The 18,037-nt window shown below is 69.5% G+C and carries 24 protein-coding genes and 1 tRNA gene; 13 read left to right on the top strand and 12 right to left on the bottom strand.

Annotated elements, in window-relative coordinates:
• The first annotated feature begins 133 nt into the window (after positions 1-133).
• Positions 134-598, top strand: a complete 465-nt coding sequence (locus HUS56_RS07385; protein WP_371808300.1) for a MarR family winged helix-turn-helix transcriptional regulator — start codon at positions 134-136, stop codon at positions 596-598.
• A gap of 246 nt (positions 599-844) precedes the next feature.
• On the opposite strand, the gene HUS56_RS07380 is transcribed toward HUS56_RS07385, so the two are convergent.
• From HUS56_RS07380 to HUS56_RS07355, 6 genes are all read right to left on the bottom strand, one after another.
• Entirely contained in the window at positions 845-1,150 is a 306-nt protein-coding gene (locus HUS56_RS07380) for a GNAT family N-acetyltransferase (protein ID WP_173922752.1), read from the bottom strand.
• A complete protein-coding gene (locus tag HUS56_RS07375; RefSeq protein WP_173922751.1) occupies positions 1,104-2,402 on the bottom strand; it encodes a hypothetical protein in 1,299 nt (432 codons plus the stop codon). Before HUS56_RS07375 ends, HUS56_RS07380 begins: the two co-directional genes overlap by 47 nt.
• 351 nt (positions 2,403-2,753) lie before the next feature.
• Positions 2,754-2,826 (bottom strand) — tRNA-Arg (locus HUS56_RS07370).
• A 100-nt stretch (positions 2,827-2,926) separates the two neighbouring features.
• A complete protein-coding gene (locus HUS56_RS07365) occupies positions 2,927-3,346 on the bottom strand; it encodes an MmcQ/YjbR family DNA-binding protein (RefSeq protein ID WP_173922750.1) in 420 nt (139 codons plus the stop codon).
• A gap of 83 nt (positions 3,347-3,429) precedes the next feature.
• Positions 3,430-3,777 carry a hypothetical protein gene (locus HUS56_RS07360; protein ID WP_173922749.1) on the bottom strand — a complete coding sequence of 116 codons (348 nt, stop codon included), beginning with the start codon at positions 3,775-3,777 and terminating at the stop codon, positions 3,430-3,432.
• Positions 3,778-3,916: 139 nt separating this feature from the next.
• The gene (locus HUS56_RS07355; protein WP_173922748.1) at positions 3,917-5,101 is read right to left on the bottom strand and encodes a phosphotransferase family protein; all 1,185 of its coding nucleotides are present in this window, start codon (positions 5,099-5,101) and stop codon (positions 3,917-3,919) included.
• Between the two features lie 115 nt (positions 5,102-5,216).
• On the opposite strand from HUS56_RS07355, the gene HUS56_RS07350 reads away from it, so the two are divergent.
• Positions 5,217-6,656, top strand: coding sequence for a HAMP domain-containing sensor histidine kinase (locus HUS56_RS07350; protein ID WP_173922747.1), 1,440 nt, complete (start codon positions 5,217-5,219; stop codon positions 6,654-6,656).
• Complete coding sequence (locus tag HUS56_RS07345; protein WP_173922746.1) at positions 6,653-7,309, top strand: response regulator transcription factor; 657 nt, start codon at positions 6,653-6,655, stop codon at positions 7,307-7,309. The genes HUS56_RS07350 and HUS56_RS07345 overlap by 4 nt, the downstream gene beginning before the upstream one ends.
• A gap of 9 nt (positions 7,310-7,318) precedes the next feature.
• Here HUS56_RS07345 and HUS56_RS07340 read toward each other — a convergent pair whose 3' ends face one another.
• The gene (locus HUS56_RS07340) at positions 7,319-7,648 is read right to left on the bottom strand and encodes a hypothetical protein (protein WP_173922745.1); all 330 of its coding nucleotides are present in this window, start codon (positions 7,646-7,648) and stop codon (positions 7,319-7,321) included.
• A 153-nt stretch (positions 7,649-7,801) separates the two neighbouring features.
• Here HUS56_RS07340 and HUS56_RS07335 point away from each other — a divergent pair, with 153 nt between their 5' ends.
• The 5 genes from HUS56_RS07335 (at position 7,802) to HUS56_RS07315 (ending at position 10,557) form a co-directional block, all read left to right on the top strand.
• Positions 7,802-8,263: a hypothetical protein gene (locus tag HUS56_RS07335; RefSeq protein ID WP_173922744.1), complete on the top strand. Its 462-nt coding sequence runs from the start codon at positions 7,802-7,804 to the stop codon at positions 8,261-8,263.
• Entirely contained in the window at positions 8,260-9,489 is a 1,230-nt protein-coding gene (locus HUS56_RS07330; protein WP_173922743.1) for an NRAMP family divalent metal transporter, read from the top strand. The genes HUS56_RS07335 and HUS56_RS07330 overlap by 4 nt, the downstream gene beginning before the upstream one ends.
• The gene (locus HUS56_RS07325) at positions 9,486-9,872 is read left to right on the top strand and encodes a hypothetical protein (RefSeq protein ID WP_173922742.1); all 387 of its coding nucleotides are present in this window, start codon (positions 9,486-9,488) and stop codon (positions 9,870-9,872) included. The genes HUS56_RS07330 and HUS56_RS07325 overlap by 4 nt, the downstream gene beginning before the upstream one ends.
• Positions 9,859-10,209, top strand: a complete 351-nt coding sequence (locus tag HUS56_RS07320; protein ID WP_173922741.1) for a PRC-barrel domain-containing protein — start codon at positions 9,859-9,861, stop codon at positions 10,207-10,209. The genes HUS56_RS07325 and HUS56_RS07320 overlap by 14 nt, the downstream gene beginning before the upstream one ends.
• 117 nt (positions 10,210-10,326) lie before the next feature.
• Positions 10,327-10,557: a hypothetical protein gene (locus tag HUS56_RS07315; RefSeq protein WP_173922740.1), complete on the top strand. Its 231-nt coding sequence runs from the start codon at positions 10,327-10,329 to the stop codon at positions 10,555-10,557.
• A 37-nt stretch (positions 10,558-10,594) separates the two neighbouring features.
• On the opposite strand, the gene HUS56_RS07310 is transcribed toward HUS56_RS07315, so the two are convergent.
• Genes HUS56_RS07310 through HUS56_RS07300 form a run of 3 tightly spaced genes read right to left on the bottom strand, consistent with a single transcriptional unit; the run spans position 10,595 to position 13,919 of the window.
• Positions 10,595-11,563: a carbohydrate ABC transporter permease gene (locus HUS56_RS07310; RefSeq protein ID WP_173922739.1), complete on the bottom strand. Its 969-nt coding sequence runs from the start codon at positions 11,561-11,563 to the stop codon at positions 10,595-10,597.
• Positions 11,560-12,537 (bottom strand): carbohydrate ABC transporter permease, encoded by a 978-nt coding sequence (locus HUS56_RS07305; protein ID WP_173922738.1) that lies wholly within the window; start codon positions 12,535-12,537, stop codon positions 11,560-11,562. Before HUS56_RS07305 ends, HUS56_RS07310 begins: the two co-directional genes overlap by 4 nt.
• Entirely contained in the window at positions 12,534-13,919 is a 1,386-nt protein-coding gene (locus HUS56_RS07300) for an ABC transporter substrate-binding protein (RefSeq protein WP_173922737.1), read from the bottom strand. The genes HUS56_RS07305 and HUS56_RS07300 overlap by 4 nt, the downstream gene beginning before the upstream one ends.
• A 191-nt stretch (positions 13,920-14,110) precedes the next feature.
• Between HUS56_RS07300 and HUS56_RS07295 the strand changes: the two genes are divergently transcribed.
• Positions 14,111-14,434, top strand: a complete 324-nt coding sequence (locus HUS56_RS07295) for an ATP-dependent DNA ligase (RefSeq protein ID WP_173922736.1) — start codon at positions 14,111-14,113, stop codon at positions 14,432-14,434.
• A gap of 8 nt (positions 14,435-14,442) precedes the next feature.
• On the opposite strand, the gene HUS56_RS07290 is transcribed toward HUS56_RS07295, so the two are convergent.
• Positions 14,443-14,667 (bottom strand): hypothetical protein, encoded by a 225-nt coding sequence (locus HUS56_RS07290; RefSeq protein WP_173922735.1) that lies wholly within the window; start codon positions 14,665-14,667, stop codon positions 14,443-14,445.
• 126 nt (positions 14,668-14,793) lie between these two features.
• Between HUS56_RS07290 and HUS56_RS07285 the strand changes: the two genes are divergently transcribed.
• A complete protein-coding gene (locus HUS56_RS07285) occupies positions 14,794-15,285 on the top strand; it encodes an SRPBCC family protein (RefSeq protein ID WP_173922734.1) in 492 nt (163 codons plus the stop codon).
• A gap of 34 nt (positions 15,286-15,319) precedes the next feature.
• On the opposite strand, the gene HUS56_RS07280 is transcribed toward HUS56_RS07285, so the two are convergent.
• Positions 15,320-15,718 carry a hypothetical protein gene (locus HUS56_RS07280; protein ID WP_254431333.1) on the bottom strand — a complete coding sequence of 133 codons (399 nt, stop codon included), beginning with the start codon at positions 15,716-15,718 and terminating at the stop codon, positions 15,320-15,322.
• A 120-nt stretch (positions 15,719-15,838) separates the two neighbouring features.
• On the opposite strand from HUS56_RS07280, the gene HUS56_RS07275 reads away from it, so the two are divergent.
• From HUS56_RS07275 to HUS56_RS07265, 3 genes are read left to right on the top strand one after another with little or no spacing between them, the layout of a single operon-like run.
• Positions 15,839-16,720: an SDR family oxidoreductase gene (locus tag HUS56_RS07275; protein ID WP_173922733.1), complete on the top strand. Its 882-nt coding sequence runs from the start codon at positions 15,839-15,841 to the stop codon at positions 16,718-16,720.
• Positions 16,721-16,742: 22 nt separating this feature from the next.
• Positions 16,743-17,009 carry a Rho termination factor N-terminal domain-containing protein gene (locus HUS56_RS07270; protein ID WP_173922732.1) on the top strand — a complete coding sequence of 89 codons (267 nt, stop codon included), beginning with the start codon at positions 16,743-16,745 and terminating at the stop codon, positions 17,007-17,009.
• Between the two features lie 7 nt (positions 17,010-17,016).
• A complete protein-coding gene (locus HUS56_RS07265; protein ID WP_173922731.1) occupies positions 17,017-18,015 on the top strand; it encodes a DNA topoisomerase IB in 999 nt (332 codons plus the stop codon).
• Positions 18,016-18,037 lie beyond the last annotated feature (22 nt).

Genomic DNA, 18,037 nt, shown 5'->3' with positions numbered 1-18,037 from the left:
AAGGGAGAGGGCCGGTCGTCAGCCTCTACGACCGGCCCTCAACCGTCCCCGGCGAGGTTCCCTGCCCTCGCGACGAGGTTCCCTATCCTTGGAGCACCGGCCGTTCGCCGGCCGCAGTCGAAGGGAGCTCCGCGTGGCTGATCGCGCGATCACGGTAGCCGCCTGGGAGTCGCTCTTCCGCGCCCAGGTCACGATCATGCGCGCCCTTGCCGCGGAGTTCCCGAGCGAGATCATCTCGCTGAATGAGTACGACGTGCTCTTCAACATCGCCCGGGCGCCCGGGCGCAAGCTTCGCCTGAAGGAGCTCAACCGCAACGTGCTCATCACGCAGCCGAGCGTCAGCCGTCTCGTCGACCGACTCGTGGCTCGGGGCCTCGTTGCGAAACGGCACGACCCCGACGACGGTCGCGGCACGATCGTGGGCATCACCGCCGAGGGGTTCGAGCTCTACCGACGCGTGGCGCTGCAGCACGTCGAGGCGATCGAGCGCCACGTCGGGCACGCGCTCGACGACGCCGAGCTGCAGCAGCTCACCGAACTCTGCGACCGCCTGCGCCACAGCGTCGCGGAGCCGCACGAGCCGGTTCGTCGCGCCTGACGGGCGAGGGACGGCGGGGTGGGAACCCTACCTCCCACCCCACCGCGGGCCTCGCCAGGAGGCCTCCCCCGCCGAGCGACCCGAACAGAGCTCGGCGAGCAGGTCCCGAGGGATCGACGGAGACCGCGATCCCGGAGTTCGTCGTTGCGCGACGAGCCCGTCAGGTTCGGGCCGACTCGGGCTCTTCGAAGAGTAACGGCGCGACTGGTCGTCGCGCATCGCCCCGAATGGGGGCAATTCGAGGGGTCAGGGCCAGTCGACGGACGCCTCGTACTCGGGGTGTTCCTTCAGGAAGTGGCCGATGAACGGGCACACGGGGACGATGGTGTCGCCTCGTTCCACGGCGTCGTCGAGCACGTGCTTCGCGAGTCGACTCCCGAGCCCCTTGCCGCCGTACTCGGGCAGGACCACGGTGTGGGTGAACGTGATGCGTTGAGGGTTGGTGCGGAACTGGGCATAGCCGGCGAGGTCTCCGTCGAGTCTCAGCTCGTAACGGCGGGCCTCGTCATTGCGTTCGATCGTGATCTCGGCGCGCTGCGCTTCGGTGCTCATGTTCCTCCTGCGACGATCGGGACGTTCCTCGACCATAGCCTGCGGAGCACGGTCGGCACCCGGGGTTGCGTCGGGGTCGTGGATCCCCTCGGCGCGGCGGGTGCGCGCGAGCGGGAGGCGGCCCGCGGAACCGACGCACCGGAGCCTCATGCTCGACGCAGACGAGGCGGCGCTCGCATCGCGGCGGTCGCCGTCGACGCTTCGCCTCGCCTGCGGCATCCGTCGCCTCGCCCGACGAGGAGGAATGAGTGATCGCGACCAGCGCGATCAACCACGCGAACACGAGGGTGAACGCCACGATCTCGAAGACCGTGAGGTTGAAGAGGCCGATCCCGTCGTAGGCGATCATCGCGACCACCTCGATCGCGATGGACGCGTACGAGGCGATGAGCAAGGGCCGGGGCAGCCGGCGCGCCCACAGCCGGATTCCGAGGCAGAGCACGGCGAACGAACCTGCCGCACCGCAGGCGGCCAGGTTGTGGAGATCGGTGGCCCCGTCGATGGGCACGAGTCCCACGCCGACGAGGCTCACTCCGATCGCGATGATGAGCACGCGCATGGCGAGCACGCCGCCGCGGCGCGCCCCGAAGCGTGCCTCGGGAATCGCCCTCGTGAGCGAGCCCGACATGACGGCCATGCCGGCGCCCGAGACCACGATGCCGACGTTGAAGCACGCGGCCGCGAGGTCGTCGGACGTGCCGAGGGTGCTGAAGTTCTCGGTCCACCAGGCGCCCGTCGATGTGGTGCCCATGCTCGCGAGACTGCCCGCGGCGAGCAGCATCGCCACGAGGTTGAACGTGCGGTACGCCTCGTGCTCGATGGCATGTCGGTGCAGCCGCATGGTGCCGTACCCCAGCACCCCTCCGAGGGTGAGCGCGGCCACCTGCGAGCCGCCGGGGAACGCTGCGAAGGCCTCATCGGTGAAGTACACGCCGAGCACGCCGATCGCGGCCCACGCCAGCCCGTTGGCCTGGGGTCGCGCATCGCGCACCGGCCACGGCACGCCCAGCCTCTCGAGGACCCAGTGCCCCGATTGCGTGCCGGATGCCACGACGAGGCCGGCGCCCACGACCGCCGCGAGGGCGATGGCCGGAAGCGCCCAGACCACGTGCCCCGGGCCGAGCCCACCGCCGCCGCGCGCTGCACCAGCGGTTGTCGGGGCTGCGTCGAGACCGGCGAACGCGGTGGTGAACTCGTGGAAGAGCAGCACGGCGACCGCGACGGCGATGAGCGTGGAGTACACGACGCGCATGATCGCAGCCGCGGGAAAGGCGGGCGACACGCGGTCACCGACCGCCCTAGGTCGCCCCCAGCGGCCGGACTCGCCGGTCGGCGCGCCGCGCAAGCGCGGCACTCCCAGACACGACGTCACCCGGCGGAGCCGGGCACGTACACCCCTCATATCCGGACTCTCGACTTCGGGAATCAGATGTGGTGAGCATACCGGGGCCGGATGACATCGGTGATGGTCCGATGACACATGACATCCGGACCCTGGTCGCTGCTGAACTGCGAGCGGGCACCGGGACCGACCTCGATGAGCGACCGGCGCAAATGAGAACGGCCCGCTTTCGCGAGCCGTCTCACCTGTCTCAACACAGAGCGCGCCCGGAGGGATTCGAACCCCCAACCTTCTGATCCGTAGTCAGATGCTCTATCCGTTGAGCTACGGGCGCGTGCGATGTCGCCAGCGTTCATCGGCGATCAGGCAACCACGTCACTCTATCCCACGTGGTTCGATCTCGCCAATCGGCGGGCGCCCAGCGTGCGGAGCGGTCACCGCCGTTCTGGCTGCGATCCCTCGGCCGCATGCTCGGGCCGCAACGCATCCAGCACGCGAAGCTGCCGTCGGTTGGCGACCTGCCGGTACGACGTCTCGATGAGCTCTGCGAGCAGCGTCCAGTCGGTGTCGGGCCGGTCGAGGTCGGCCCCGATCCAGCGCGCGCGGTCGTAGTACGGAACCCCGTAGAAGCGGCCGTCCTGGGTGAGCGCGGGATGCTCCTCGGGGTCGGTCTTCACGACGATCGACAGCGGCCGCTCCGCGGTGGCCGCCACGTGTACGAAGATCGGCTTGGCGGCTCGGAAGGTCGGCCGCCCCCACGCCTCGATTTCGACGACCTCGGGCAACTCGAAGCAGATGGCCCGCACGCGTTCGACGAGCGGATGCCCGGGATCGACCACCCTCGGATGCGCCACGGCCGACAGCATACGCCGCTGACGCACAAGAACGGCGCTCGCTCCGGGAGAACCGGGGCGAGCGCCGTTCACAGGGGCTGACGTCAGCTGGGCGAGTTCGCCGAGGCGACGGATGCCGCGGTGGCCGGCGACTGCGCACTCGGCGGCGTGACCGCGGTGGGCGCGGCCGCGGTGGGCGCGGTGGCGGGGCTCTGCGACGAGACCGGGGTGGCGGGGCTCTGCGTCGAGACGGGGGACGAGCTGGGCGACACGGCGGTCTTCACGCCGTCGGTCCGGTCATCGGTGGTGGTGCCCTCGACCGGCTGCACGGTGCTGACATCGCTCACATCGCGCAAGTCCATCGAGTCGGCGACCGCCGCCGCGCCGCCGGCGATGATGCCCAGACCCAGGGTGCCGGCCGCGCCGATGATGATCCACTTCTTCGCTTGCATGATGTCCTCTTTCTTCCTTGCTGGCGGCGGATCCGCCGGAGTCTCGGGGGGCCGCCTGGGTTCATGTTCAGGATCTCGAGCGGGAATGAGGTGGCGGGGAGAGCAGTCTGAGAGGCCTCTCATCTGCCCTCATCTCCGCTCATCCGGCTCCACCACCTCGGGGTCCCTCGGGTTCGTCGCCGGCCGCGATCGCCTCGGCGTCCCCCAGCAGGCGGTCGGCGAGGCCGGGGCGGTCGGCGAGGCCGGGGCGGTCGGCGAGGTCGGCGAGCTGCGCGGCCTGGGCAAGGAGGTGCTCGACCAGCGAGCGTCGAACCCGCTCGGCGACTTCGGGATCCTCGGCAGTGCCGACGGTCCAGGCGCGGAACGCGTGTCGCGCCAGCTCCGTGAGCCGAGCCGAGTCGCCCGGGTCGTCGTTGAGTCCGGCCGCAGCCAGCGCATTCGAGATGAACGCGGCCGAGTCGTCGGCGGGGTCGCCCAATCCGGCGGTGTCGACGTCGATGACCCCGACGACCGTGGGGTCGTCGGCCGATCGCGAGAAGAGCTGACCGAGGTGCAGGTCGCCATGGACGGCGACGGATGCCGGGGATGTCGTTTCCCGGTCGCCCACCCATGCGGCGAGCCGCCCGGCGCGAGCACCGAGCTCGCCGGAGACGTTCGCGAGGACATCCGCATACCAGGCGCTGCGGCCTCGCACCACCGGACGGACCGGATGGTCGAGCGTCGCGCCGGCCAGGCCGGCACGCATGCGGTCGACGGCGGCGATGATCGCGTCGGGGGAGGCGGTGCGCGTGACGTCGGCCATCGGCACTCCCTCGGCCGTGCCCTGCACGAGCAGGCCGGCGGGCGACCACGACAGGAGCGGTGGCACCGGGAGTCCGGCGCCGGCGAGCGCCCGATGGGATGCGGCGATGCGCTCGACCCGGGTCGGGCGAACCACCTTGAGCCAGAGCAGCCGGCCGCCGACCACCACGCGGGCCACCGCGCGGCGACCGGGCCGATAGCTGCGCAGCTCGAGCTCGTCCACTCGGGTCGGCAGCGACATCCGACCGAGGACGATGCTCACCGCGTGCGGGAACGCGACGGCCTGGAGCGCGGGCAGCCGCGGGTCGTCGGGATGCAGCCAGAGCTGCGGAAGGCCGCCGTCGGCCGGTTCGCGTACGTAGTAGAGGCGAGGCTCGGCGCCGTCCACCTCGACCGACACGGCGTTGAGGCGGGCGTCGTCCGACACCTCGGTCGAGACGAGCTCAGCCGAACGCACTCGCTCGCCGCCCGCGGCGACCGCCTCGGCGACGAGTTCTGCGACCGTGGGTTCCGTGTTCCTCATGACCTTCTCCATGTCACCGATCCGAGGCGAGAGGCGCATGAGCCGCGCATGAGAGGTTCCTCATCCTCGAGCGCGCGCGGCATCCGCCCGCAGAGCCGCCGAGATAATGAGGGGCATGGCCCAGACCGAAGCGACGCAGGCGCCCCGACGCGCTTCGTTCCCGGTGCGAGCCCGGATCGTCGGGATCGTCGTCATCGTGGCCGCGATCGGCGTCTTCCTGGCGGGTGCGTTCGCGCATGTGGTGCAGCGCGAGCGGATCCTCGCGAACATCGACGACCGGCTCACCACCACCGTCGAGAACGCGCGGATCGTCGTCACCGAGGGCCAGTGGACCGGGCTGGAGCCGGCGTTGCGCGCGGTCGTGCAGCAGATCAATCCCGATCGCAACGAGGGCACCCTGGGCATCATCGACGGGCGAGCGGCGCTGGTTCCCGGCGTCAACGTCGACGTCCCGCTCGACGCGTATCCCTCGCTCGTGCCGAGGGTGGTCGACGAGACCGCGGGCGGCAACGTCGTCATGGGAACGTTCGTCAGCGGCGACGACGCCCTGCGCTACATCGCCACGCCCGTGCGGCTGGCGAACGACCCGCAGCAGGGCATCTTCGTGGCAGCGTACGACGTGCGAGGTTCGCTGGCAGACCTGGATGCCGCGGCGCGCACCTTCGCCATCTCAGCCGCGGTCACCGTTGCCGCCGCCGCCGTCGTGGGGTGGCTGGTTTCGGGGCGGCTGCTCGGCCCCCTCCGACGCCTGCGCGAGACCGCGGCCCGCATCACCGCGACCGCATCGTCGGAGCGCGTGGACGTGCACGGCAACGACGACGTCTCGCAGTTGGCTCGGACGTTCAACGAGATGCTCGACCGCCTCGACGGCGCGCTGGAGGGACAGCGTCGCCTGCTCGACGATGTCGGGCACGAGCTGAAGACGCCGATCACGATCGTGCGCGGGCACCTCGAGCTGCTCGATCCGTCGTCGCCGGCCGACGTCGAGGAGACGCGCGGACTCGCCATCGAGGAGCTCGACCGCATGGCCGACCTCGTGGCCGACATCTCGAGCGCGCTCGAGGCCGGGTCGACGCGCAACCTCGTGCTCGAGCCCGTCGACGTCGGCGCCCTCACCCGAGCGGTCATCGCCAAGGCCCAGGCGATCGATGGAGCACGGGTCACGGAGGGCCCCGTGGCCGAGGGCACGGCGACACTCGATGCAGCGCGGGTGACGCAGGCGATCCTCCAGCTGGCGGCGAATGCCGCCACGCACGGCGGCGGCGACATCACCATCGGCAGTCGTATCGTTGAGAAGGGTGACGGCCCGTCGACCGTGGCGTTCGCGGTCGCCGATCGAGGGCCCGGCATCCCCGAGGAGGCGCAGGCAGCGGTGTTCGAACGATTCGGCCGGGTCGACGTTGGTCGTGGCGTGAAGGGCTCCGGTCTCGGGCTCTCGATCGTTCAGGCGATCGCCAGGACGCACGGCGGCCGGGTCGACCTCGTCAGCACACCCGGTTTCGGCAGCACCTTCACGCTCGTCCTGCCGCTCCACCCCCCGGGTGATTCGGCATGAGCAGCATCCTCATCGCCGAAGACGAGGAGCGCATCGCCTCGTTCGTCGAGAAGGGCCTGCGCGCCGCAGGGTTCAGCACGCAGCGTGTCGCCGATGGACGCGAGGCCCTCGAGCGCGCCCTGACCGGCGATCACGCGCTCATGGTGCTCGACATCGGGCTGCCCGGCATGGACGGGTTCACGGTGCTCGAGCAGCTTCGGGGGCAGGGGTCGACGCTCCCGGTGATCATCCTCACCGCGCGCACCTCGGGGGCCGACACGGTGGCAGGCCTCTCAGGGGGCGCGAACGACTACATGCCGAAGCCGTTCCGGTTCGACGAGCTGCTCGCGCGCATCCGGCTTCGGATCGCGGACTCCCCGGCCGAGACCGAATCCCGCTTGGAGCATGCCGGGCTCGTGCTCGACCTGCACACTCGCCGGGTCTCGGTCGACGGCAGGGAGGTCGACCTGTCGGCACGCGAGTTCGCGCTCGCAGAGGAGTTCTTCCGCCACCCGGGTCAGGTGCTCAGCCGGGAGCAGCTGCTGAGCCGGGTGTGGGGCTACGACTTCGATCCGGGGTCGAACGTCGTCGACGTGTACGTGCGCTACCTGCGAGGCAAGCTCGGCCACGACCGCATCACGACCGTTCGGGGAATGGGCTACCGACTGGGCTGAGTCCGTCGATCAACCATCGAGGTCGTCGTCGGGAGCGTCACCGCCATCATCGGGATCGTCGTCATCGTCATCGTCGTCGTCGACATCCACGGGCGGCGCGGCCGGCACGGGCGACGGGGTCGCCGACGACGGACCGGATGCGGGATCGGTCGGCAGGGGCGTGGGCGTTCCGCCGATGACGGGCTCGATCCGCTCCTGGCGCTGCCCCCCGCTGTCGGCGATCGCGAACACGTTGGTGACACTCAGCACGACCATGGCGATCAGTGCGGCCACGAGCACCCCCACGAGCAGCCACGACGGCTGCCGTCGCGCGTTGCGACCTCCCGACCCCTCCTCCATGTCTCATTGCTATCAAACCGGCGACGCATACGGCCGAGTATGAGAGAACGCTCATCTGCTGCCGGCCGGCCGTCCCTGAACGGGATCGGGGTCGATCACTTGCCGAACGACCCGGCGGGGGCCAGCATCGGGTCATCGGACACTGGAGGTCGGATGTCGCGGAGCCGGCGCGCATCGGCACGGGAACGACCCCACGCAGCCGTCATCGTCGTCACGTTCGCGGTCGCGGCGTCCCTGCTCACCGCGTGCACGAATCCCGGGGCGGAGTTCGATCGCGCCGTCGAACAGGGGTCCACCGCCGTGGAGACCGCCCGCCTCGCCGTCGCGTTGGAGCGCGACGGCCGCACGTTCGCGAGCACGACCACCACGGCGCTCGAGGACGCACGCCGCGAGCTGGTCGACGCGGCGAGCGCCGTCGCCGAGACGGATGCCGAGAGCCCATCGGATGCCGCGCTCCGCGCCGACCTGCTCGACGCGCTCGCGCTCGGCGTGACGGCGGTCAACGAGGCGCTCGACGCGATGGCGGGAATCGGTACCCTCGACGCGGTGGAGCCCGCCCTCGACGAGGCCGAGGAGGCGCTCGACGCCCTCGGCGCACCGGGTGGTACGCGATGAAGCGCCTCTTCTCCGTCGCCCTCGGGATCCTCACCGCCATCGGCGGGTTCGTCGACATCGGCGACCTGGTCACCAACGCCGTCGTCGGGTCGCGGTTCGGACTCGGCCTCGCGTGGGTCGTGCTCGTCGGCGTGGTCGGGATCTGCGTCTTCGCCCAGATGTCGGGCCGAGTGGCTGCGGTGAGTGGGCGGGCCACCTTCGAGATCATCCGCGAGCGGCTCGGCCCGCGGGCGGGTCTCGCGAACCTCGGCGCCTCCTTCCTGATCAACCTCCTCACGCTGACGGCGGAGATCGGCGGTGTGGCGCTCGCGTTGCAGCTCGCGACATCCGTCGACCCACTGCTCTGGATGCCCGTCGCGGCATTCGGGGTGTGGATCGCCGTGTGGCGGGCGCGCTTCAGGCTGCTCGAGAACGTCACCGGCCTGCTCGGTCTCACGCTCATCGTGTTCGCCGTCGCGCTCTTCATGCTCGCGCCCGACTGGAATGCGCTCGCGGGCCAGGCACTGCAACGCGGGACGCCGCAGGATGAGCCGGTCGCGACCTACTGGTTCTTCGCGGTCGCCCTGTTCGGCGCGGCGATGACCCCGTACGAGGTGTTCTTCTTCTCGTCGGGCGCGATCGAGGAGCGGTGGACGGAGAAGGACCTCGCGACGTCGCGCCTCAACGTGCTGGTCGGCTTTCCGCTCGGCGGCCTGCTCTCGATCGCCATCGCCGGCTGCGCCGCGGTGGTGCTGCTGCCGGCGTCGATCGACGTGACGAGCCTCAGCCAGGTCGTGCTGCCGGTCGCGGATGCCGGCGGCAAGGTGGCGTTGGCGTTCGCGATCGTCGGGATCCTCGCCGCGACGTTCGGCGCGGCCCTCGAGACGACGCTGTCGAGCGGGTACACGTTGGCGCAGTACTTCGGGTGGTCGTGGGGCAAGTTCCGCAGGCCGGCGAAGGCGGCCCGGTTCCACCTGTCGATGATCATCTGCCTCTTCGTCGCCGTCGCGATCCTCGCCACCGGCGTCGACCCGATCGTCGTCACCGAGTTCTCGGTGGTGTTCTCGGCGGTCGCGCTGCCGCTCACGTACCTGCCGATCCTGATCATCGCGAACGACCGCGAGTACATGGGCGACCGGGTGAACGGCCGCGGCATGAACGCCATCGGCACGGTGTACCTGGTCATCATCCTGATCGCGGCGATCGCGGCCATCCCACTGCTCATCATCACGGGAGGGGGCGCATGAACGACCGTCGAGCCATCGGACGCGCGCTGGACGCGCATCTGCACCTGCTCGACCGCCAGGTGCTCGACCGCGACGACGTGCCGGTGACCACCGTGGACGACCTCGAGCTCGTCGGCATCGAACTCGGAGCGGCCATCGATCGGGATGCCGCGCCGCCGAGGGTCACGGCGATCCTCACGGGATCGGACCTCGCGACGCGGATCTTCGGCGGCAGGCCGCCGCCCTCGCGGCGGGTCCGCATCCCCTGGGAGCTGGTCGCCGAGATCGGCACGGCCATCCGGCTCGGCGTCGCGGGCGACACGCTGGATGCGACGTGGGCCGAGCGATGGGTCAGCGATCACATCATCGGTCGCATCCCGGGAGGTCGACATGATCCTGAGTGACCTCCTCGGCTCCGACGTCGTCGACGCGCACGGGCGTCGACTCGGTGCGCTCGTCGACGTACGCCTCGAGGTCTCGGGCCGGCCGCGGCAGCTGCTCGCCGACACCGTGGTGGTCGGCATCCTCGTCAGCCCGAGGAGCCGGTTCTCCACCTGGGGCTTCGAGCGCCGTGATGAGCATGCGCCGGCGATCGTCGCGCGGCCGCAGCGGTGGCTGCATCGGGGGATGTTCCTCGTCGACTGGCGCGACGTCGCCGTGGTGGATGAGGGCCGGGTCACGCTCCGCGACGGCGCCGAGCACCTCGATCCATCGTTGCGCGAGGCGCCGCGCTCGCACTGAGGGAACCTCATAGCACGCGATGCGAGATCGTCAAGGGCATCGTCGCACTGCGGCATCCGACCTAGCCTGAAGGAGCGGATGCCCCGAAGCGTCCGCGAGCACGAGAGGAGCAACACCATGCAGCAGTCGGCCGGCCGCACCGAGGCGCCGACGACCGAGACCGCGGGGCCCGAAGTAGGCGTACCCGATGATCTCCATCACGTGGCGCGCGATGTGACGCCTGCGGCCGCCTACGACGACCCCGCGGATGCCGCCATCGAGCCACCCCCGGTGAGGGACCCGCTCGACCCCAGGAAGCCGAGCCGCGCGAGCGATGACCCGCTCGATCCCGGGAGTCACGTGATCTGATCCGCGGCGGATCCAGCGGATCGGGGCCCCTTCGGCGTCAGCCCTTGATTCCGGTCGATGCGACCCCGTCGATGATCTGACGCTGGGCGACGAAGAAGATGATGATCATCGGAATGGTGGTGATCACGCTTGCCGTGATGATGATCTCCCAGTGCCACTCGCCTCCGAAGCCGAAGGCATCGACGAGCGCTTTGAGGCCTCGCGGCACGGTGAACGTGGCGGAGTCGCGAAGGTAGATCAGCGCTCGCATGAGGTCGGTCCACACGGCCTGCACCTCGAAGACGAGCGTCACCGCGAGGGCGGGCTTGCAGAGCGGAAGTGCGATCCTCCAGAAGATGCCCCACTGGGATGCCCCGTCGACCCGGGCCGCCTCGAACAGGTCGCGCGGAAGCCCGAGGAAGAACTGCCGCAGCAGGAAGATGTAGAACGCGCTGCCGAACAGGTTGCCGGCCCACAGGGGGGTGAGCGTGCCGACTTGGCCGAGTCCGTTCCAGATGAGGAAGACCGGGATCATCGTGACGGCACCCGGCAGCATCATCGTGGCGAGCACGAGGCCGAACAGGGCACCGCGGCCCCGGAAGCGGAAGTAGGAGAAGCCCCACGCCACCATGGCGCTGGAGAGGGTCACCGTGACGGCGGCGAGCACCGTGACGATCACGGTGTTCATGAGCCAGAGGGCGAGGGGAGCCTCCTGCCAGACCTGCACGTAGTTGTCGAACGTGAAGCTCTGCGGGATGAGTCGATTGTCGAAGACCTCGGTTCGCGGCTTGAAGGAGGCGCTCACGAGCCAGACGAACGGGTAGACGAAGATCAGGCCGAGCAGTGCCAGCGCGATCCACGCCAGCACCCGGCCGACCTTGGTCCGCGGCCGGCGCCGGCCCGTGTGCCGCAGCCGCTCGACCTCGGATGGCGTCGAGACCGTGGGAACGGTCGCCAGCGCGGGCTCCCGCCGCGGTGCCGGGGCGGCGACACCGCCCACCGGCAGGTCGACATCGATGCCGGTCATCGGTCCCCCTCGTAGTAGACGAGCTTGCGAGAGACGAGGAGCTGGATCGCCGTGACGATCATGATCACGAGGAACAGCAGCCAGGCCATCGCCGACGCGTACCCCATGTTCAGGAACTCGAACGCCTGCTGGAACAGGTAGATGACGTAGAACAGCGCGGCGTCATTGCTGTAGGTCGTGTTGCCGGCGCCGAAGAACGCGGTGTACGCCTCGTCGAAGGTCTGCAGCCCGGCGATCGTGTTCACGATGATGATGAAGAACAGGGCGGGGCTGATCATCGGCAGGGTGACGCTGAACGACGTGCGCCAGAACCCCGCACCGTCGAGCTTCGCCGACTCGTACAGGGTCTCGGGCACGTTGCGCAGCGCCGCGAGCAGGATGATGACGGATGCCCCGACCGTCCACAGCGACATGAAGATCAGTCCCGGCTTCACCCACGCCGGGTCGGTCGTCCAGGCGGGGCCGTTGATGCCGAACCATCCGAGCACGGTGTTGACGAGCCCGGTCTGCCCGTTGAAGAGGAGCAGAAACAGCACGCCGACCGCCACCGGCGGCGTCATCTTGGGCAGGAAGAACACGGTGCGGAAGAAGCCGGACGCGCGTCCTGCCCGGTCGAGCAGGAGCGCCAGCGCGAGTGAGACGATCACGTAGAGCGGCACCTGCACGAGCGTGAAGAACGCGGTGTTGCCCAACGCGAGCAGGATCTTCGGGTCCGACATCATCTCGGCGTAGTTCTCGAACCCGATGAAGTTCGGGTTGTTGATGACGTCGTAGTCGGTCAGCGAGAGGTACGCGCTGTAGATCATCGGCCAAGCCGTGAAGACGAGGAAACCGACGATCCACGGGCTCAGGAACAGCATGGCCGAGAGGATGTTCCGCCGGCTGGCCCGCTTGCGGTTGCGCTCGCGCTCCTCCGGCGGGACGACCTGCCGTTCAGACACCCGGCCGCCCGCGCGGATGGCCTCGCTGGTCATTCTCCGCCGCGTTCCTCGATGGTCTGCCAGCCCTCATCGAGGGCCTTCTGCGCCGTCTCCTGCGCCTTGGCGAGCGCCTCCTCGGGTGTGGCCTCACCGTTCAGCACGCTGTTCACCGCGTCCTGCATGGCCTGCTCGAACTCGGCATCCGCAGGGTTCGCCGGCAGCGACACCGTGTGGTCGTTGGCCTCGTACATCGCCTCGATGCCCGAATCCCACGGCTCCCCTCCCGACGTCACCATCTCGCGGATCTGCTCGTCGGCGACCGTGTTCCCGGTGAGGATGCCGGTGAAGGGCTTGCCCTCGGCCTCACGAGCGCTGAGACGTGCGTCCGCCGCGACCTTCCACGCGTCGACCGACGTCATGAGCTTGGCCCACCGGCACGCGGCCGCCGCATTCTGGGTTCCCGAGGGAATCGCCCACGCGGAGCCGCCGGCGAAGGCGATCGGCTCGCCCTCGGTGGTGCGCACGGTGTCGAATGCCATCGGGGCATCGGGCGACACCTCGTTCAGCACGTTGATGTACCACTGCTCCATCGGCATGGCGCCGAGCACGCTGGTCGCGAACTGGTTGCCCGCACCGAAGAAGTCGGCCGAGTCGCGGAACGCCTTCACCTTGCTGAAGCCGCCCTGATCGTCGTAGATCCCGACCGCCCACGTGAGCGAGTCGATCGCCTCCTGCGAGTCGAGGCTCGCCGTCCTGCCGTCCTCGGAGAGGAGCGACCCGCCGGATGCCGCCACCCAGAGCGGGAGGAACTCGGGAAGCTTGGAGTCCACGCCGATCACCGTGAGGGCGCCGCCGTTCGACTTGGTCAGGGCCTGGTTCGCGGCGGTCATGGCCTCACGGTCGGAGCCGTTCACGTCCTCGATGGTGACTCCGGCCGCGCTGAGCAGGTCTGCGTTGGCCATGGTCACCTGCACCTGGTTGAACTCGGGGATGCCGTACACCTGGCCGTCGAGGGTCACCTGGTCGACCGCCGATTCGCGGTACTGCTCCATGTCGATGCCCTCGCCGTCGATGCAGCGGTCGAGCGGGAGGAGCGCGCCGCGAGCGGCGAGCGAGCCGATCTGGTCGCGGTCGGCGTACAGGAGTTCGGGCGGCTCGCCGGATGCCACGGCCGAGAGGAACTGCTGGATGTCGAGGTCGCCCTCGATGAGCTTCACGTCGACGTCTCCGAGCTCGCCCTCGGTGTACTCGACACGCGAGGTGGCGACCTCGTCGACGCCCGAGAACCCCATGACCGAGAGTTCGCCGCTCAGTTCGGCGTCGGGGTCGTAGTCGGTGTCATCATCCGACGCCGACCCGCCCGTGCCGACGGCGCAGCCGGTCAGGAGCAGTGCGGTCGCGGCGGTCAGGGCCAACCCGCTTCGAACTCGGTGCATGACATCCTCCGTTTCCCGGCCCGGCGCACGGCCGGGCGCCGGCTTGTGGCCGGCTCTCAGCGCAAACGTACGGACGGCGCGCTTCTCAGGGGTAGGGGCTTGACAGAAGCGCTTCTCCCGGAGAAGCGCTTCTCACCCCCGGGCCGACAGACGACTCCTCAGATGGGCCGGTCGCGGGCTAGAGTTCCGCCATGGGCAAGCTCATCTACAACTCCTCGTCGCGCGAGCTCGAGATCGACGACCGCACGCTCGCCCACCTGCGCGTGGCGATACTCAACAAGCTCCGACGGTCCGAGAGCTTCTCGCTGACGTGGGAGCACGGAGTGGAGCAGGGCAGCGGCCGAACGACGATCTGGCTGCACGAGTCCATCCCACTCCAGTTCGTCTTCAGCGGGAACCGCCCGCCGACGCTGAACCGGTTGTGGATCGAGCAGATGCTGCTGGCGGCCAACAGCACCTCGGGCCTGCAGTTCGTGCCCGAGCCCACCGAGCACGAACCTCTCGAGGGCGAGTAGGCGAGCCGTCAGTCGACCGCCTCGATCTGGGTGCGGATGTACGCCCGTTCGCCCGGTGTCAGCCGATCGGGCGCCTGCTCGCCGGTCAGCGACTCGATCTCGGCGGCCGTCTCGTCATCGAGTTCCGCCTCGAGATCCTCGAGCACCCGATGCCTCGCAGCGATCGACAGCCTGGGCCACCACCGTTCGATCGCAACTCGGCCCGGTGTCGAGGAACCGTGCGTCGCGTCCATCCGTCCTCCTCGTCCACCTCACGTCTAGCAGCCGCTCGATGGGGCGGCAACCCCTTGGCCGCCGGGCGGCGGCGACGCCTAACGTGGCTGGTCGGACACCGACCGGTGCCCGGAAGGGAGTAAGACATGAGCACGACCCTGACCTCGTCCATCGACGTCGATGTGCCGGTGCGCGTGGCGTACGACCAGTGGACGCAATTCGAGACGTTCCCCGAGTTCATGGGCGGCGTCGAATCCATCACCCAGATCGATGACGAGCTGACGCACTGGGTGGTCTCGATCGGCGGCGTCCGACGCGAATTCGATGCCGAGATCGGCGACCAGGTGCCCGACAAGCACGTCACCTGGCGAAGCGTGGGCGAGGTGACGCACCGCGGTCGCGTGACGTTCGCTCCCGCCGGTACCGACTCGACGCGCGTGGACCTCGAGATCGAGTGGGACCCTGAGGGCTTCACGGAGCACGCGGGCGCGGCGCTTCAGCTCGACGACCTGCAGGTCAAGTCCGACCTGAAGAAATTCAAGGAGTTCATCGAGCGGCGCTACACGCCTACGGGCGCATGGCGAGGCGAGATCCACGGTGGTGAGACCACCCGTGGCGATACCGGCCTGAACGTGTGATCGCCCGACCGACGCAACTCGACGAGGCGGGGCCCTACTCGGGCTTCGCCTCGTCGCCTGCGGACTTCTCGACCTGCTGCACGTCGACGCCGACCTGCACCGGCTGGTCGGGCTGGGCGGCGATCGGCTCGTTGTCGAGGTTCTCGGGTACGAGTTGGATGCCGCCGGTGCTGTTGGCCGACCGCATGAGGTCTTCGATCCACGTGCGGCTGAGTTCGGGTGCTTCGGGCTCATCGAACACGAACCGGAGTGGGATCGACGGATGCAGCCAGAGCGTGCTGCGCCCCCGTGGCTGGTCGTCGGTGTGCTGCCATGACAGCGTGAAGCTCTCGCCGCGGCGCAACTTCGTCGTGACCGCGATCTTGAGGTGCGCGAGTGCGCGGTCTTCGATACCGATCGGCGTCCCGGAGTCGCCGTAGTAGAGGGTGCCCACGACTCACAGCATATGCCCGGGCGGCGGGCCCACGCGATCCGAGGCATCCGACGGCCATGTCAACCCCTGCGGCGGTCACGCCGGCGGGCGTAGCGTGGCAGCGATGCGAAGGGGATGTGGATGAACGAGCAGCTCATCGATCCGACCACGAAGCACACCACGGATCGGTTCCCGAAACAGGAGCAAGCTCCCCCGGGACTCACCGAGCGGATGGCCCCCCAGCCCGATCACGGCGAGCAGAGCTATCGCGGCAGCCGACGGCTCGAGGGCCGGCACGCGCTCATCACGGGCGGCGACTCCGGCATCGGTCGCGCGGTCGCCATCGCGTTCGCGCGGGAGGGCGCCCGGGTGGCCATCTCCTATCTCCCGAGCGAGGAGGCCGACGCGAAGGAGACCGCCGAGTGGATCACGGATGCCGGAAGCGACCCGCTCCTGCTGCCCGGCGACCTGCGGAGCGAACGGCACTGCAAGGAGCTCATCGAACACACCGACCAGGCGTTCGGCGGTATCGACCTGCTCGTGCTGAACGCGGCGCATCAACGAAACCGGGGCGGCATCGACGAGATTCCCACCGCCGACTTCGAGAGCGTGATGCGGGTGAACATCTTCGCGCCCGTGTTCCTGGCGCGGGCGGCCGTTCCGCTGATGGAGCCCGGGTCGAGCATCATCACGACGACGTCGATCCAGGGCTTCGATCCCTCGACCGAACTCGTCGACTACGCGATGACCAAGGCGGCGCTGTGGGCGTTCACCAAGGCGCTCGCCGAGGAGCTCGGGCCACGCGGCATCCGGGTCAATGCCGTCGCCCCTGGTCCGATCTGGACGCCCCTCATCCCGGCGACCGGATGGCCCGAGAAGCTGCCCGAGTTCGGCCGGAACACGCCGCTCGGCCGTGCCGGCCAGCCCGCGGAACTCGCCGGCGCGTACGTGTACCTGGCGTCGGAGGAGGCGTCGTACGTCTCGGGTGCCGTGTTGCCGGTCACCGGCGGCCGCGGCCTGTGAATCGAAAGGAAAGGAGAGAACGATGCCCGGACGCAAGAACTCATCGCTGAAGGATCCCGAACTCTACGAGGAGCTCCGTGAGGACGGAGCGTCGAAGGAGAAGGCCGCGCGCATCTCCAATGCCGCGGCCAACCGCGGCCGCAGCGCGGTCGGACGAAAGGGCGGCAAGGCCGGAGACTACGAGGACTGGACGGTCGAGCGGCTGAAGAAGCGCGCGAAGGAGCTGGGCCTCTCGGGGTACAGCAAGAAGCGCAAGTCCGAGCTCATCTCGGCCCTTCGGAACCACTGAGCCGCGGATGCCGCGACTGAAACGGGTCGAACCGTACGTCTCCCCCGGCTTCATGCGCGTGCGACGCGGACGCGGCTTCGCCTACGTCCACACCGACGGCACCCCCGCCGGGCGGGCCGAGCGAGCTCGCATCGCCGACCTGGCCGTGCCACCCGCGTGGGAGAACGTCTGGATCGCGGACGCTCCCAACGCTCACGTGCTCGCGGTGGGCGTCGATGCGGCCGGCCGCCGCCAGTACATCTACCACCCCGTCTGGCGTGAGAAGCAGGACGCCGAGAAGTTCCTCCGCATGACGGCACTCGCCCGCGCTCTGCCCCTCGCACGCCCGGGCGTGCAGCGAGATCTCAAGCTCGAGGAGCTGCCCCGCGAGCGCGTGCTCGCGGCCGCCTTCCGGACGCTCGACCTCGGGGCCATCCGCATCGGTTCCGAGGAGTCGCTCGCGGGCTTCCGCAGTCGCGGTCTCACGACGCTGCTGGTGCGCAACGCCTCGCTCGAGGGCTCCGAGACGGTGCGATTCCGATTCCGCGCCAAGGGTGGGATCGCGCAGGTGGTGCAGATGGAGGATGCCTCGCTCGCGGCGTTCGTCGACCGCATGACCGAGCGCTCCGCAGCGGCACGGCTCTACGCCTGGAAGGAGGACGGCCGGCGCATGCGCGCGGTCGGGGCGTCGGACGTGAACGAGGACATCCGGGCTCGCACGGGCGGCGACTTCACCGCGAAGGACTTCCGCACGCTCCGGGGCACCATCGCCGCCGCCGACGCGCTCGCCCAGCTGGGCGTCGAGAGCACCGCGCGGGCGCGGGCACGCGGCATCCGGGACGCCATCGAGCACGCGAGCTCGGTACTCGGCAACACGCCCACGATTGCGAAGGCGAGCTACGTCGATCCACGGGTGATCTCGGAGTACGAACGCGGGCGCACCATCAGCCTGCGCGGCAGCCGGGAGCGCGCCCTGCTCGAGCTCCTCGGCGCCGATGGTGAGGAACGAGCGGCGATCGACGAGTGACGCCGGCCACCGGCGCGGTTCT

It is taken from the genome of Agromyces sp. Marseille-P2726, from assembly GCF_902809835.1.
Classification (GTDB): domain Bacteria; phylum Actinomycetota; class Actinomycetes; order Actinomycetales; family Microbacteriaceae; genus Agromyces.
Note: the sequence above shows the minus strand (reverse complement) of the source record. Positions and strands in the feature narration are given on the sequence as shown.

Excerpts from the sequence above, each read along its gene's own strand:
- HUS56_RS07340 (WP_173922745.1), bottom strand. The coding sequence starts at position 7,648 with ATGGAGGAGGGGTCGGGAGGTCGCAACGCGCGACGGCAGCCGTCGTGG.
- HUS56_RS07320 (WP_173922741.1), top strand. The coding sequence starts at position 9,859 with ATGATCCTGAGTGACCTCCTCGGCTCCGACGTCGTCGACGCGCACGGG.
- HUS56_RS07290 (WP_173922735.1), bottom strand. The coding sequence starts at position 14,667 with ATGGACGCGACGCACGGTTCCTCGACACCGGGCCGAGTTGCGATCGAA.
- HUS56_RS07335 (WP_173922744.1), top strand. The coding sequence starts at position 7,802 with ATGTCGCGGAGCCGGCGCGCATCGGCACGGGAACGACCCCACGCAGCC.
- HUS56_RS07350 (WP_173922747.1), top strand. The coding sequence starts at position 5,217 with ATGGCCCAGACCGAAGCGACGCAGGCGCCCCGACGCGCTTCGTTCCCG.
- HUS56_RS07375 (WP_173922751.1), bottom strand. The coding sequence starts at position 2,402 with ATGCGCGTCGTGTACTCCACGCTCATCGCCGTCGCGGTCGCCGTGCTG.
- HUS56_RS07345 (WP_173922746.1), top strand. The coding sequence starts at position 6,653 with ATGAGCAGCATCCTCATCGCCGAAGACGAGGAGCGCATCGCCTCGTTC.
- HUS56_RS07275 (WP_173922733.1), top strand. The coding sequence starts at position 15,839 with ATGAACGAGCAGCTCATCGATCCGACCACGAAGCACACCACGGATCGG.
- HUS56_RS07360 (WP_173922749.1), bottom strand. The coding sequence starts at position 3,777 with ATGCAAGCGAAGAAGTGGATCATCATCGGCGCGGCCGGCACCCTGGGT.
- HUS56_RS07325 (WP_173922742.1), top strand. The coding sequence starts at position 9,486 with ATGAACGACCGTCGAGCCATCGGACGCGCGCTGGACGCGCATCTGCAC.
- HUS56_RS07270 (WP_173922732.1), top strand. The coding sequence starts at position 16,743 with ATGCCCGGACGCAAGAACTCATCGCTGAAGGATCCCGAACTCTACGAG.
- HUS56_RS07305 (WP_173922738.1), bottom strand. The coding sequence starts at position 12,537 with ATGACCAGCGAGGCCATCCGCGCGGGCGGCCGGGTGTCTGAACGGCAG.
- HUS56_RS07310 (WP_173922739.1), bottom strand. The coding sequence starts at position 11,563 with ATGACCGGCATCGATGTCGACCTGCCGGTGGGCGGTGTCGCCGCCCCG.
- HUS56_RS07355 (WP_173922748.1), bottom strand. The coding sequence starts at position 5,101 with ATGAGGAACACGGAACCCACGGTCGCAGAACTCGTCGCCGAGGCGGTC.
- HUS56_RS07295 (WP_173922736.1), top strand. The coding sequence starts at position 14,111 with ATGGGCAAGCTCATCTACAACTCCTCGTCGCGCGAGCTCGAGATCGAC.
- HUS56_RS07315 (WP_173922740.1), top strand. The coding sequence starts at position 10,327 with ATGCAGCAGTCGGCCGGCCGCACCGAGGCGCCGACGACCGAGACCGCG.
- HUS56_RS07330 (WP_173922743.1), top strand. The coding sequence starts at position 8,260 with ATGAAGCGCCTCTTCTCCGTCGCCCTCGGGATCCTCACCGCCATCGGC.
- HUS56_RS07285 (WP_173922734.1), top strand. The coding sequence starts at position 14,794 with ATGAGCACGACCCTGACCTCGTCCATCGACGTCGATGTGCCGGTGCGC.
- HUS56_RS07380 (WP_173922752.1), bottom strand. The coding sequence starts at position 1,150 with ATGAGCACCGAAGCGCAGCGCGCCGAGATCACGATCGAACGCAATGAC.
- HUS56_RS07300 (WP_173922737.1), bottom strand. The coding sequence starts at position 13,919 with ATGCACCGAGTTCGAAGCGGGTTGGCCCTGACCGCCGCGACCGCACTG.
- HUS56_RS07265 (WP_173922731.1), top strand. The coding sequence starts at position 17,017 with ATGCCGCGACTGAAACGGGTCGAACCGTACGTCTCCCCCGGCTTCATG.